The sequence below is a fragment of the Consotaella aegiceratis genome (genome assembly GCF_036541425.1).
Lineage (GTDB): Bacteria > Pseudomonadota > Alphaproteobacteria > Rhizobiales > Rhizobiaceae > Consotaella > Consotaella aegiceratis.
The window spans coordinates 1-13,569 of the sequence record NZ_JAZHFT010000012.1; the positions used below are offsets into that span (position 1 = coordinate 1).

The 13,569-nt window shown below is 65.8% G+C and carries 8 protein-coding genes and 1 pseudogene; 6 read left to right on the forward strand and 3 right to left on the reverse strand.

Annotation, left to right across the window (positions count from 1 at the left end; translation table 11 throughout):
• A pseudogene (locus SMD10_RS10320) lies at positions 1 to 139 on the forward strand (ISAs1 family transposase); the annotation flags it as partial.
• A gap of 303 nt (positions 140 to 442) precedes the next feature.
• Here SMD10_RS10320 and SMD10_RS10325 read toward each other — a convergent pair.
• The 3 genes from SMD10_RS10325 to SMD10_RS10335 all read right to left on the reverse strand — a co-directional run bounded on the left by SMD10_RS10325 (position 443) and on the right by SMD10_RS10335 (position 8,690).
• Positions 443 to 2,707 (reverse strand): transglycosylase domain-containing protein, encoded by a 2,265-nt coding sequence (locus SMD10_RS10325; protein WP_331685606.1) that lies wholly within the window; start codon positions 2,705 to 2,707, stop codon positions 443 to 445.
• 235 nt (positions 2,708 to 2,942) lie between these two features.
• Positions 2,943 to 4,895, reverse strand: coding sequence for a methyl-accepting chemotaxis protein (locus tag SMD10_RS10330; RefSeq protein WP_331685607.1), 1,953 nt, complete (start codon positions 4,893 to 4,895; stop codon positions 2,943 to 2,945).
• A gap of 144 nt (positions 4,896 to 5,039) precedes the next feature.
• On the reverse strand, positions 5,040 to 8,690 hold the full coding sequence (locus SMD10_RS10335; protein WP_331685608.1) for a hydantoinase B/oxoprolinase family protein: 3,651 nt from the start codon (positions 8,688 to 8,690) through the stop codon (positions 5,040 to 5,042).
• Between the two features lie 131 nt (positions 8,691 to 8,821).
• Here SMD10_RS10335 and SMD10_RS10340 point away from each other — a divergent pair, with 131 nt between their 5' ends.
• From SMD10_RS10340 to folD, 5 genes are all read left to right on the forward strand, one after another.
• Positions 8,822 to 9,790: a TRAP transporter substrate-binding protein gene (locus SMD10_RS10340; RefSeq protein ID WP_331685609.1), complete on the forward strand. Its 969-nt coding sequence runs from the start codon at positions 8,822 to 8,824 to the stop codon at positions 9,788 to 9,790.
• 79 nt (positions 9,791 to 9,869) lie between these two features.
• On the forward strand, positions 9,870 to 10,406 hold the full coding sequence (locus SMD10_RS10345; RefSeq protein WP_331685610.1) for a TRAP transporter small permease subunit: 537 nt from the start codon (positions 9,870 to 9,872) through the stop codon (positions 10,404 to 10,406).
• Positions 10,406 to 11,707 (forward strand): TRAP transporter large permease, encoded by a 1,302-nt coding sequence (locus SMD10_RS10350; protein WP_331685611.1) that lies wholly within the window; start codon positions 10,406 to 10,408, stop codon positions 11,705 to 11,707. Before SMD10_RS10345 ends, SMD10_RS10350 begins: the two co-directional genes overlap by 1 nt.
• 106 nt (positions 11,708 to 11,813) lie before the next feature.
• A complete protein-coding gene (locus SMD10_RS10355; RefSeq protein WP_331685612.1) occupies positions 11,814 to 12,362 on the forward strand; it encodes a winged helix DNA-binding protein in 549 nt (182 codons plus the stop codon).
• A gap of 180 nt (positions 12,363 to 12,542) precedes the next feature.
• Entirely contained in the window at positions 12,543 to 13,448 is a 906-nt protein-coding gene (gene folD / locus SMD10_RS10360; RefSeq protein WP_331685613.1) for a bifunctional methylenetetrahydrofolate dehydrogenase/methenyltetrahydrofolate cyclohydrolase FolD, read from the forward strand.
• Positions 13,449 to 13,569 lie beyond the last annotated feature (121 nt).

Consider the following 13,569-nt stretch of genomic DNA (forward strand, 5'->3'; position numbering starts at 1 on the left):
GAATATGGCCGTCGTCCGCCACTTCGCCCTCAACCTCATCCGCAACGCAACCGACAAGAACTCCCTGAAAACCCGCCGTAAACTCGCAGGATGGTCGACAGACTACCTCGCCGAACTCCTCACATCATCCCTTCAGTAATTTGGATTCGGAGCCCTGCCGGCTCTTCGAGGTCCGAAAGCCAAAGTTGCGATCAGGATCACCAGCAGAAGACCTGCAGCGCAACTACCCATCTCATGAGGTCGCGCAAGTTTGCGCGCCTATGGCCGAGCTTACGACGGTTGTCGAGAAAGAGTTGATGGCACGGTCCGAAAACGGACCGCTCCGATGATCCGTCACGAGCGCCATTGCGACCTGGCCGTCGAACGACGGTTCATGCCGAGCCGCAATCGCAGGCGGCGGCGATCGGAAGGAGCTTGGTTGCCGGCGAGCGGCGGCGCGCTGCTATCGCCCGAAAAGGCGATGGAAGAGCGACCGGTCGGTGTTCCGCCCGCCGCCGTTGCCGACACGGCCCTCAAGCACGGAGCCCGGCAGCGGCTGCTCGCGGCGCGGCAGCCCGGCCGTCGGCACCGAACCGGGAGGAACCGGTCCGGAAGCGGGATTGGCATAGGGGTCGTTGCCGACGATATAGCCGCCGCTCTCGCCCGGCAGTCCTGCCCCGCCCTCGGCGATCAGCGGATCGCGCGCGCCGATGACGTAGTCGCCTGGCAGCGGCGTCGGAGACAGGCCCGCATGCGCCGCCGTCATGAATTTCGCCCAGGCCTCGGCCGGCAGCGTGCCGCCGGTGACGCTCTTCATCTTGGCGCCATTGTCGTTGCCCAGCCAGACGCCCGCCGTCAGATTGGACGTATAACCGACGAACCAGGCGTCCTTGAAGTCCTGGGTGGTGCCGGTCTTGCCCGCGGCCTGCCAGCCATCGAGCTTGGCACGGCGCCCCGTTCCGGCTTCGACGACCTGCGTCAGCATGGCGTTCATCATACCGACGATCTCGTTCGACACGACATGGGCAGGCACCTCGGCTCCACGGTCGAAAAGCACGCGGCCGTCCTCGGTGGCGATGCGACTGATCAGATACGGCCGCGCCATGTAGCCCCCATTGGAGAACGGAGCGTAAGCGCTGGTCAGGTCGAGCAGTGACACCTCGGAGGTGCCCAGTGCGATCGAGGCGTTGTCGGCGAGCGGCGAGGTGATACCCAGGCGGTGCGCCGTCTGGATCACCGCCTCCGGACCGATCGCCGCCGTCAGCTGCGCCGCGATGGTGTTGAGCGAGTGCGCCAGCGCATAGGCCAGCGTCACCGGCCCCTTGTATTCGCGCTCGTAGTTTTCGGGCGTCCAGTTGCCGATCTTGGTCGGCGCGTCATTCATCACCGCCTCGGGCCACCATCCGAACTCCAGTGCCGTCTCGTAGACGAACGGCTTGAAGGCCGAGCCCGGCTGGCGCTTGGCGTCCACCGCCCGGTTGAACTGGCTTTCGGCATAGTCGCGGCCGCCGACCATGGCGCGGATGGCACCGGTGCCGTCGACGGCCACCAGAGCGCCCTGGCTGACATTGCGGTTGGCGCCGTCGACCGTCTCGCGGATCGCGCTCTCGGCCGCCTGCTCCAGATTGACGTCGATGGTCGTCTCGACCACGACGTCTTCATGGACCTGGCCGACGAGGTCCTTCAGATCCTTCATCACCAGATCGGCGACGTAGTTTTCGGCGCCGTCCCAATAGCTCTTGGCCTGGGTGGGTTCCATCTTGAGCGCGGCCTCGTAATCGGCGCGCGTGATGACGCCCTCGTCGAGCATGGCCGCCAGCACCACGTCGGCGCGCTCCTTGGCCGCTTGCGGATCGCGCGCCGGCGACAGCCGCGACGGCGCCTTGAGGAGGCCTGCCAGCAGGGCCGCCTCGCCGAGATTGACGTCCTTGGGCGACTTGTTGAAATAGCGCCGCGCCGCCGCATCGATGCCCGTCGCGCCGGATCCGAAATAGACCCGGTTCAGGTACATCTCCAGGATCTGATCCTTGGTGAACTTGTGCTCCAGCCAGAGCGCGAGGATCGCCTCCTGGATCTTGCGTTCGAGCGTCTGCTCCGGATTGAGGAAGATGTTCTTGGCGAGTTGCTGGGTCAGCGTCGAGCCGCCCTGCACGGTCGAACCGGCCGCCAGGTTCTCGGCGAAGGCGCGGATGATGCCGATCGGGTCGACGCCGTAGTGGGAATAGAAGCGGCGGTCCTCGATGGCGATCACCGCCTCGGGGATGTAGGGGCTCATCTCGTTCAGCGACACCGCTTCGCCACCGGTGATGCCACGGTTGGCCAAGAGCTTGCCCGACACCGACACGATCTTGACGTTGGGCGGACGCTCCGGAATCGCCCAGGATTCCTGCGGCAGCGTGACGGCGAAATAAGCCACCACGCCGCAGACCGCCAAGGCACCCCAGAATCCGAGAGCCAGACACAGGCGGAACATGTGGCCGAGGAAGCTTCGCCGCCTGCGGCGCCGGCCACCGCCGCCATTGCCGCCCGCGCCGGACCCCGCCTTCGATGCCGATGGGGCCGCCGCACCGGATGCAACGCGAGCGCCGCGCGACGCGCGCTCCGGCTTTTTCCGCTGGCCGGCGGTGGGCACGGCGCGATCGTCGTCGGACAGGCGAAACTCTTCGTTCGTCGGTTCATCCGATTGGAATGTGGGTTCGATACGTTCGCGCCTACGCCCTGCGGCCATCAGCTCTGTGCCCCGCCTCTGCCGTACACTGGGTGTCGCGCCGAACAGCCTGGTCCCCTACTGGCCGGTCCGGCGCGTGGCAACGAAGATGGAGGGTATCTCTTAAGATTACCGAAAGGATCCTGCGTCGCCGCCCACTTTTCGCTGATGGAAGAAAATTAAGGCGATTTAACGAGTCGGGCAGGATCTTGCGACCCTGCCCGACTCGAATGTCCAGCTGTTTGCGTCGAGAGGCTCAGAACTCCTCCCAGCCGTCCTCGACGGCGGCGGGCTTGGCCGCAGCACCGCCGGTGCCGGTCGCCTTCATCTGCGGCACCGGCTTGGCGGCAGGCCGCGCCGGGGCGGCAGGGCGGACAGCCGGCACCGAGGCCTGGCGGCGCGCGGTGCGGGCGCCCTGCGCCTGATGGCCGGCCGATGTCGCGGTGCGGAACTGCGCGATCAGCTGCGCCAGCTGGTCGGTCTCGTTGGCCAGCGTCTGCGCCGCCGCCGTCGTTTCCTCCACCATCGCCGCGTTCTGCTGCGTCACCTTGTCCATCTGGTCCGCGGCGGTCGACACTTCCTTCAGGCTCACCGCCTGCTCGCGGGCCGTGCGGGCGATCTCGGAGACCTCCGAGGACATCGCGGCGACCTCCGCGACGATCTCCTCCAGGCTCTTGCCCGACGCCGTCACCAGCTCGACGCCCTGCCCGACCTGCTCGGAGGACTGCGAGATCAGCTCTTTGATCTCCTTGGCGGCTTCCGCCGAGCGCTGCGCCAGGGCGCGGACTTCCTGCGCCACGACGGCGAAGCCCTTGCCCGCCTCGCCGGCGCGGGCCGCCTCGACGCCGGCGTTCAGCGCCAGGAGGTTGGTCTGGAAGGCGATCTCGTCGATGACGCCGATGATCTTGCCGATTTCCTCGGACGATTTTTCGATCGCCGCCATGGCCTCGACGGCGCGCCCGACGATGGCGCCACCCTTTTCGGCGTTCTTCTGCGCGGTCTGGGCCGAAGCCTGGGCACGGCCGGCGCTTTCGGCCGTCTCGTTCACCGCCCGCGTCACTTCCGTCAGCGCCGCGGTGGTCTCTTCCAGGCCGGCAGCCTGCTGCTCGGTGCGCTGGGCGAGGTCGTTCGTCGCGGTGTTGATCTCGTCCAGACCCGAGCGGATCGAGCCGATCGAGCCGATCACCGAGCCGAATGTGTCCTCCAGCTTTTCCACCGACGCATTGAAGCGGCCGCGGATTTCCTCGTATTCAGGCGCGACGGGCCGCTCCAGGCGCACCGTCAGGTCACCCTGCGACAAGCGGTCGAAGCCCTGCTCGATATCGCCGACAAAGGCTTCCAGGCGCTCGGCCTTCTCGTGCTCCTCGGCGACCTGGCGCGCCTTCTCGGCCTCCTGCGCCTCGCGCAGCCGCGCTGCCTCGGCCTCCAGCCGATCCTGTTCGATCGCCGCCTGCTTGAACGTCTCCACCGCACCGGCCATCGCGCCGATCTCGTCATGGCGCGCCTGGAACGGAACGACGACCGACTTGTTGCCGCCCGCCAAGGCGCGCGTCACCTCGGTAATCTTCGACAGCGGCTGCGAGATTCCGCGCGCGATCCACCACCCGGCGCCACACAGGAGAACCATCAGCCCGATCGTCCACAGCGCCGCATTGGCCACTTCGCGCCAGAAGATCGCCTCCAGGTCGTCGATGTAGACACCGGTACCGACCATCCAGCCCCATTCCGGAATGCCGCCCGAATAACTCAGCTTGGCGACGGGCTCTTCGGCACCGGCCCGGGGCCAGAGATAGGGCGTGAAACCGCCGCCCTTCTTCGCCTCGGCGATGAGCGACTGGAACAGCGGGAAGCCGTTGGGATCGGTCTTGTCCCAAAGGGTCTGGCCGATCAGCTCCTTGTTGGGGTGGACGATCATCTTGCCTTCGAAATCGGTGACGAAGATGTAGTCGTCTTTCCCGTAGCGGATCGCGCTCAGCGCTTCCGCGGCTCGCTGACGTGCCACCTCGTCGGTGATCTTGCCGCTCTCGGCCTGGGCCTTATAGCCGTTGGCGATCGAAATCGCCGTGGCGATTTGCGCCCGCAGCAGATCACTACGCTCCTGTTCGACCGCATGACGCAGCGAGAACAGCTGCACCGCGACCACCGTCAAGCAGACAAGCACCGCAAAACTAACTAACAGCGCCAACTTTCGGGAGATAGTAAGGTTCACTGAAGGCCCCCAACGCAGAACAATTCTCAGGAAAGCAAGCAGAATTCCTACGCTAGAGAGATTTCGAATTCATTGATTACAGACGCTTTCGAATTTTCTCATAGACAGAATAATGACGCGTTATCACTGAGCACAAAATAACGCTTAAGTTGTCTTAAATAAACCTCCAGGTGTGGGCGTCGTAACGATAACCGCTTCACCGGCCTCGAGAATCGTCTGATCGCATCCGGCAAGCCGCTCGATCCGGCCATCGCCGCGACGCACCTCCGTGCGGCCGGGCTCGCCGTCCTGCCCGCCGAGAATACCGCGTGGTGGGATCGTGCGATGCGACGACAGGATGGCGCAATCCATCCGCTTCAAGAAGCGGATCGTCCGGCTGGTTCCGTCGCCGCCGCGGCAGGCTCCCTCGCCGCCCGAGCCTTTCCGGATATGAAAATCCTCGAGCACCACCGGATAGCGCATCTCGAGGATTTCCGGGTCGGTGAGGCGTGAATTGGTCATGTGGACGTGCACGCCCGCCGTGCCGGCGAACCGCCGGCCGTCATTCATCTGTCCCGCCGGCGAACCCGAACAGATCGTCTCGTAGTATTGATAGGTTTCGTCGCCGAAGGTCAGATTGTTCATCGTGCCTTCCGAGTTGGCCAGCGCACCGAAGGCGCCGAACAAGGCGTTCGTGATGTGCTGCGAGGTCTCGACATTGCCGGCGACGACGGCGGCGGGATAGTGCGGCTTGAGCATCGAGCCCTCGGGCACGACGATGGTTACCGGCCTGAGACAGCCGGCATTCATCGGGATCGGCTTTTCGACCATGACCCGGAAAGCATAGAGCACGGCGGCGCGCGTCACCGGTTCCGGCGCGTTGAAGTTGTTGGCCTGGCTGTCGGATGTGCCGGTGAAGTCGACCGTGGCGGTGCGCGCCGCGCGATCGATCGTCACCTTCACCCGGATCGTCTGGCCGGTATCGGTCGGATAGTCGTAGGCGCAGTCGTCGAGCGTGCCGATCAGCTCCCGCACGGCTTCGGCCGCATTGTCCTGGACGAACGCCATATAGGCTTCGACGGTCTCCAGACCAAACGCCTCGACCATCTTGCGAAGCTCCGCGACGCCCTTCTCGTTGGCCGCGATCTGCGCCTTCAGGTCGGCGATGTTCTGGTCCGGATTGCGCGCCGGATAGCGGTGCTCGGTCAGCACCAGGCGCAGGGCGGCTTCCTGGAAGCGCCCGCCGTCCACCAGCTTCAGATTGTCGATGAGCACACCCTCCTCGTCGACCGTGGTGGCGCGCGGTGTCATCGATCCCGGCGCGATGCCGCCGACATCGGCATGGTGTCCGCGCGAGGCGACGAAGAAGAGAATGCGCGCCCGCGTCTCGTCGAACACCGGCGTCACCACTGTGATGTCGGGCAGATGGGTGCCGCCGTTATAGGGTGCGTTCAGCGCGAAGACATCGCCCGGGCGGATGGCGCCCTGGTTCTGCTGAATGATCGCTTCGACCGAGCGGTCCATCGAGCCGAGATGCACCGGCATGTGCGGGGCGTTGGCGACCAGCGCGCCGGTGGCGTCGAAGACCGCGCAGGAAAAGTCGAGCCGCTCCTTGATGTTCACCGAGGAGGCGGTGTTCTGCAGCGTTACCCCCATCTGCTCGGCGATCGACATGAAGAGGTTGTTGAACACTTCGAGCAGCACCGGGTCGGCGCCCGCCTCTGCGCCCGCCCGGCCGGAGGTGCCGAGCGCGGCGTGGCGCACGCGCTTTTCGGTGCGGCGCAGGAGCACGTCGTCGAGCGCCGTCACCTCGGCACTCCAGCCGGGCTCGACGACGATGGTCTGGTTCGGCTCGATGATCAGGGCCGGCCCCTTGATGCGGGCGCCAGGCGTCAGGCTCTCGCGCCGGAAGATGCCGGCTTCACGATCCATGCCCCCGGAAAAGAAGCTGCCGGTGTCATCCGGCATGGCCTCGAAGGAATCCGCGCCGACGGTCTCGCCGCGCGCCGTGTCGGTATGGCGCTCGCTCGCCTCGACCGAAACGGTTTCCACCACGATTGGCCGGTCCTCGTAGATGAAGCCGAATTGCGCCTTATGCGCCGCCTCGAAGCGCTGCCGTGCTGCGGAGGGATCGCCGTCGTGAAGCACCGGCAGGGTCGTGTCGGTGCCGTCGTAGCGCAGTTGCAGCAGCACGGTCACGTCGATGCCGTCCGTGGCCAGGCCCTGCCCTGCCAGTTCGGCGCGGGCCTCGTCCGCCAACCGATCCGCCAAATTGCCGATCACCGGCAAAGAGTCCTCGGCCAGCGGCGCCACCAGCGCCTGGCTGCGGCTGGCAAACAGCGACGACAGGCCGATGCCGTAGGCCGAGAGCAGACCGGACATCGGATGCACCAGCACGGTTTCCATGCCGAGCGCGTCGGCGACGCGGCAGGCATGCTGCCCGCCGGCACCGCCGAAGGAGTTCAGAAGATAGCGCGTCACATCGTAGCCGCGCTGGACCGAGATCTTCTTGATGGCGTTCGCCATGTTCTCGACCGCGATGGTCAGGAAGCCATCGGCCACCTCTTGCGGACGACGCCCGTCGCCGATCTCGTCCGCCAGCGCGGCGAATTTCGTTCGCACGACGTCGGCGTCCAGCGGCTGGTCCTGGTTCGGCCCGAACACGGCGGGAAACAGCTCCGGCTTCAGCTTGCCGAGCATCACGTTCGCGTCGGTGACGGTGAGCGGACCGCCCTTGCCGTAGGCGGCCGGACCGGGATGGGCGCCGGCCGAGGCCGGACCGACCTGAAACCGACCCTGGTCGAGATGCAGGATCGAGCCGCCGCCGGCCGCCACCGTGTGGATCCGCATCATCGGCGCGCGGATGCGCACGCCCGCGACCTCCGAATCCAGTGCCCGTTCGTAGCCGTCGGCATAATGGGTGACGTCCGTCGACGTGCCGCCCATGTCGAAGCCGATCACCCGGTCGAAGCCGGCGGCAAGCGCCGTCTCCGCCATGCCGACCACACCGCCGGCCGGCCCGGACAGGATCGCATCCTTGCCTTGGAAAAGATCGGCCGCCGTCAGCCCGCCGGACGACATCATGAACTGCAGCGACGGCGCCTCATCGCCGGCGCCCGCACCGAGCGCCTTGGCCACTCGCGAGACGTAGCGCGCGAGAATCGGCGTCAGATAGGCGTCGACCACCGTGGTGTCTCCGCGCCCGACGATCTTGACCAGGGGCGATACCTCGTGACTGACGGAAATCTGAGAGAAGCCAGCGGCTTGGGCCAACTCCTTGATCCGCTTTTCGTGCGCCGGATAGCGCCAGGAGTGCATCAGGACGACCGCCAGCGCGTCGATGCCGTCGTCTTTCGCCGCGGCCAGGGCGGCCTTCACGCCTTCTTCATCGAGTTCGGTCTCGACCGTGCCGTCCGCCAGAACCCGCTCCGCCACCTCGTCGACCCGCTCGTAGAGCTGCTCGGGCAGGATGATCTCCTTGGCGAAGATGTCCGGCCGCGCCTGATAGGCGATCCTGAGCGCATCGCGGAAGCCGCGGGTGATCATCAGCGCGGTGCGGTCGCCCTTGCGCTCCAACAGGGCATTGGTGGCGACCGTCGTGCCCATCCGCACCGTACCGATACGGCCCGACGGCAACGGCTCGCCCGCCGCCGCCCCGAGCAGGACGCGGATTCCCTCCAGCGCCGCGTCGTCATAGACGCCGGGATTTTCCGAAAGCAGCTTGCGGGCATGCAGCGCGCCGTCCGAACTGCGGCCGATGACGTCCGTGAAGGTGCCGCCACGGTCGATCCAGAAATCCCACTTACCTGCCTGCATTTTAATCTCCTCGCCTAGCGAATAGGCAAAAACGTCAGCAATTTATCGACATATTACCGATGAGTTGACCGTCGTCAATTTTTATGGAAGTCTTTTTTTCGCCAAGTGGAGATCGGTCTGGAGAGACGCGCATGAAGCCTTCGACGACAGTTGTATTTGCCGCCGCGCTCATGTTGCCGGCTGCGGCCGGCGCCCAAACCCAATGGGACATGCCGACGCCCTATCCGGAGGGCAATTTTCACACCAAGAACGACATGGCTTTCGTCGAGGCGGTGGAAGAAAAGACGGGCGGCGATCTGGTGATCACGCTGCATCCCAACAACACTCTGATCGCGCATGCCGAGATCAAGAATTCGGTGCGCGACGGCATCGTGCCGATCGGCGAGTTGCTCGTGTCGCGCCTGGAAAACGAGAATCCGGTCTACGGCCTGGATTCGGTTCCCTTCCTGGCCACCAGCTACGACGCGGCGTGGAAGCTCTACGAGGCGCAGAAGCCAGCGCTGGAAACGGCGCTGGAAAAGGACGGCCTGAAGCTGCTCTATTCCGTCCCCTGGCCACCTCAGGGCCTTTATACCCAGAAGCCGATCAAGACGATGGCCGACCTCGATGGACTGACCTTTCGCGCCTATAACAAGGGCACAGAGGCGATCGCCACCAAGGCGGGCATGATCCCGACCCAGATCGAGGCCTCCGACGTGCCCACCGCCTTTTCGACGGGGCGCGTCGAGGCGATGATGACCTCGCCGTCGACCGGCGTCGATTCCAAGGCCTGGGACTTCCTCAGCCATTATTACGACATGCAGGGCTGGCTGCCGCGCAACATGGTGGTGGTGAGCCAGTCGGCCTTCGACGCGCTGCCCGAAGAGCAGCAGAGCGCCGTCATGGAAGCGGCGGCCGATGCCGAGAAGGCCGGCTGGGAGGCCTCCAAGGCGGAAACCGAGCGCACGACGCAGCTCCTGAAGGACAATGGCATCGAGGTCGCGCCTCCTTCGGAGGATCTCACGGCCGGGTTCGGTAAGATCGGCGAAGAGCTTGCCGAGGAGTGGAAAGACAAGGCCGGCGCCGACGGCGAGGCCATCCTCGGCGAATTCAAGAAGTAGGACCAGATCGGGGGCCGGGCAGCAATGTCCGGCCCCTCGCTTTCCGCCCTCCATAAGCTTCAACGTCGAGGCGCGTCTCATGCGACGGTCGCTCGCCACTCTCTATAGACTTGCGGGTCTGCTGGCCGCCGCCTGTCTTCTCGGTATCGCCAGCCTGGTCGCCCTGCAGATCGCCGGACGCCTGGTCGACTGGGCTCTCGTCGCACTCGGGCAGCGGGCGTTCGGCTTCATGATCCCGTCGCTCGCCGAGATCTGCGGCTTCCTGCTGGCGGGCGCCACCTTTCTCGCGCTCGCAGACACGCTCGCCGCCAACGTCCATATCCGCGTCGATCTCGTGGCCGAGAGGCTGCCGGCCGGCGTGCGGCGCGTCGTCGACGGGCTCGTTGCTCTTCTCGCGGCGGCGATCGCGGGCTTCGCCACCTATGCGCTCGCCCTCTACAGCCTGAAGAGCTTCGAACATGGCGACGTCTCCTACGGCATGGTGCGCGTGCCGCTCGCCCTGCCCCAGGCGGCGATGACCCTCGGGCTGCTGATCCTGACCATCGCCCTGGTCGAAGAAGCCGTTCTGGCCTTCCGTGGGCTCACCCGGCACGTCCACCAGGACAGCGCGATCTGATGAGCCTTCTGTCGATTTCCCTGCTTCTGATCGTGGTGCTGTTCGGCTCTCTGGCGGCCGGGCTTTGGGTGGCGCTCGCGCTCACGCTGACGGCGCTTGCCGCCCTGTTGACGCGGCCCGCCCTGCCCGATGCCCAGATCATCGCCAACTCGTTCTGGTCAGCTTCGATCTCCTGGGATCTGACGGCGCTGCCGATGTTCGTCTGGATGGGCGAGATCCTGTTCCGCTCGCGCATTTCGGAAGACATGTTCGCCGGCCTCGCGCCGCTGATGCGGCGTCTTCCCGGGCGCCTGATCCACGTCAACGTCGTTGGCTGCGCGGTCTTTGCCGCCGTCTCCGGGTCCTCGGCCGCCACCACCCAGACCATCGGCAAGATCTCGCTGCCGGAGCTCAAGGCGCGCGGCTACGACGACACGATCGCCATCGGCTCGCTCGCGGGCTCCGGAACGCTGGGACTGCTGATCCCGCCGTCGATCATCCTCATCGTCTACGGCGCCGCCGTCGACGAATCGATCGCCCGGCTGTTCATCGCCGGCATTCTGCCGGGCATCCTGCTCGCCGCCCTGTTCATGAGTTATGTCTGCATCGCCTCGCTCTTGCGGCCAAGCCTCATGCCGCAGACGCCCGATCAGTTCGGCGACAGCCGGTTCGCGGCCTTCACCCGCATCCTGCCGACCATCCTTCTGATCGGCGGCGTCATCGGCTCGATCTATGGCGGCCTCGCCTCGCCGACGGAGGCCGCCGTCATCGGCGTCGTGCTGTCGCTCCTCATCGCCCGCCTCCAGGGCGGGCTGTCCCTGGTCGACTTCAAGGACGGGCTTCTGGCGGCGACACGATCGTCCTGCATGATCGCCTTCATCCTGGCGGGCGCGGCCGTCGTCACCACCGGCATGGGGTTCACCGGCCTGCCGCGCAATCTGGCGCTTTGGATCGGCTCGCTCGGCCTGTCGCCGATGAGCCTTTTGGCCGTGCTGACCCTCTTCTTCGTCGTGCTCGGTTGCTTTCTCGACGGCATCTCCATGGTGGTCCTCACCACATCGGTAATCATGCCGCTGGTCGAACAGGCCGGCTTCGACCAGCTGTGGTTCGGCATCTATCTCGTCATCGTCGTCGAGATGGCGCAGATCACACCGCCGGTGGGCTTCAACCTCTTCGTCATCCAAGGGCTGACCGGGCAGAACATCTTCCGGATCGCGCGCGCCACGGCGCCCTTCTTCTGCCTGCTGCTGGTGATGATCGTCCTGCTTGCGCTTTTCCCCGGTCTCGCGCTTTACCTGCCGAAGACCATGTTTGCAGGATAGGCCCGCAGGCTCTAGAGCGTCGGGGCGAACGATTTCGCGGCAATGCAGCGATAGAGCGACGTGTGAGACGATAGAATCATACGCGCTCCGAACGAGGAGGCTCGCGATGAGCAAGGCTCAGCGCGTTTCGAAACAGGACGACGACAAGCCGAAGATCGGGCCGATCGTCTCCTCCGCCCATCTGGCGGACGGAGCTTTTCCCGAGCTCTCGGAGGTCGAGTTCGGCATGATCCTGTCACAGCACGCCTTCGAGCGCTGGATGGTGCGCTGCATGACGGCGGCGGGCTATCCGGGGCTGACGGCGACCGAGATCCTGGTGTTGCACAGCGTCACCCATCGCGGCCGGCCCAAGCGCCTGGCCGACATCTGTCTGGTGCTCGGGATCGAGGATACCCATCTGGCCTCCTATGCGATCAAGAAGCTGGAGGCGCGCAAGCTGGTGTCGCGCCGCAAGGCCGGTAAGGAGCGCCTGATCGAGATCACCGACGAGGGCGAATCGGCCTGCCGGCGCTATCGCGAGCTGCGCGAGGCGGTGCTGGTCGGCGACGTGAAGGAGATCGGCCTGTCACCCGAAGCCCTGTCCAATCTCGCCGCGCTGTTGCGCGTGCTCTCCGGCCACTACGATCAGGCTGCGCGAACGGCCGCGAGCCTTTAGAGTATCCGTCCTGATCGACCGGGTTTTGGCGTCCATTTTCTGCCAGCTTCGATGAAAGCGTTGGCGAGGCCGATCGGCTTCAATGCTTGAGGCGATCGGTTCCAGGCTTTATGGCTGACGCCGATGGCGGTCCGGCCCGGCCGCCCGTTCCCGATACCCAACGCCATTTCAGGACACGCAATGACCGAGGCAAGGCGCATCGACGGCAAGGCAGTGGCGGCTGAGGTCGTGGCGCGCGTCAAGGAGGAAGCCGCCCGGCTGAAAGCCGAGGCTGGCGTCACGCCCGGGCTTGCGGTGGTGCTCGTGGGCGAGGATCCGGCGAGCCAGGTCTATGTGGCCAACAAGGGCAGGATGGCCGAGGCATGCGGCTTTCATTCCGTCACGCAACGCCTGCCGGCGGAGACCAGCGAAGCGGACCTCCTGGCGCTGCTGGCCGATCTCAACGCCGACCCGGCGATCCACGGCATTCTCCAGCAGCTGCCGCTACCGGCGCATCTCGAGGCCCGCCGCGTGATCCAGGCGATCGATCCGGACAAGGACGTCGACGGGCTCAACCTGATCAATGCCGGACGGCTTGCCGCCGGCGCGCTGGACGAGGCCTTCATCCCCTGCACCCCGGCCGGCTGTATGGTGCTCGTGCGCAGGGAATTCGGCGCCGACCTGTCCGGCAAGAGCGCTGTCGTCGTCGGCCGCTCCAACCTCGTCGGCAAGCCGATGGCCCAGCTTCTGCTGGCCGCCAACGCTACCGTGACGACAGCCCATTCCAGAACGTCCGATCTGCCGGCGGTCTGCCGCAACGCCGACCTGCTCGTTGCCGCCGTCGGCCGCCCCGGGATGATCAAGGGCGACTGGATCAAGGACGGCGCCGTGGTGATCGACGTCGGCATCAACCGGGTGCCGGCGCCCGAAAAGGGCGAAGGCAAGACGCGCCTCGTCGGTGACGTCGCCTATGACGAGGCAGTGCAACGGGCCGCGGCGGTCACGCCGGTGCCGGGCGGCGTTGGGCCGATGACCATCGCCATGCTGATGGCGAATACGGTCGTCGCCGCCTGCCGCGCGGCAGGACGATCGGCCCCGAAGTTCTAGGCGGATCCCGTTACGAAAGGTGGTCGCCGCGACGTCTGCGAAAGCTGTCTCCGGCTCTCTTTTGTCGCGGCTCACACCTTACCCTCTTCGCAAACACAAAAAAGCCCGGCGGCATCACTGT

What these genes read in the sequence shown, in the direction of transcription:
- SMD10_RS10345 (WP_331685610.1), top strand. Translation starts at nt 9,870, where the DNA reads ATGCGACGGTCGCTCGCCACTCTCTATAGACTTGCGGGTCTGCTGGCC.
- SMD10_RS10340 (WP_331685609.1), top strand. Translation starts at nt 8,822, where the DNA reads ATGAAGCCTTCGACGACAGTTGTATTTGCCGCCGCGCTCATGTTGCCG.
- SMD10_RS10350 (WP_331685611.1), top strand. Translation starts at nt 10,406, where the DNA reads ATGAGCCTTCTGTCGATTTCCCTGCTTCTGATCGTGGTGCTGTTCGGC.
- SMD10_RS10335 (WP_331685608.1), bottom strand. Translation starts at nt 8,690, where the DNA reads ATGCAGGCAGGTAAGTGGGATTTCTGGATCGACCGTGGCGGCACCTTC.
- SMD10_RS10355 (WP_331685612.1), top strand. Translation starts at nt 11,814, where the DNA reads ATGAGCAAGGCTCAGCGCGTTTCGAAACAGGACGACGACAAGCCGAAG.
- folD (WP_331685613.1), top strand. Translation starts at nt 12,543, where the DNA reads ATGACCGAGGCAAGGCGCATCGACGGCAAGGCAGTGGCGGCTGAGGTC.
- SMD10_RS10325 (WP_331685606.1), bottom strand. Translation starts at nt 2,707, where the DNA reads ATGGCCGCAGGGCGTAGGCGCGAACGTATCGAACCCACATTCCAATCG.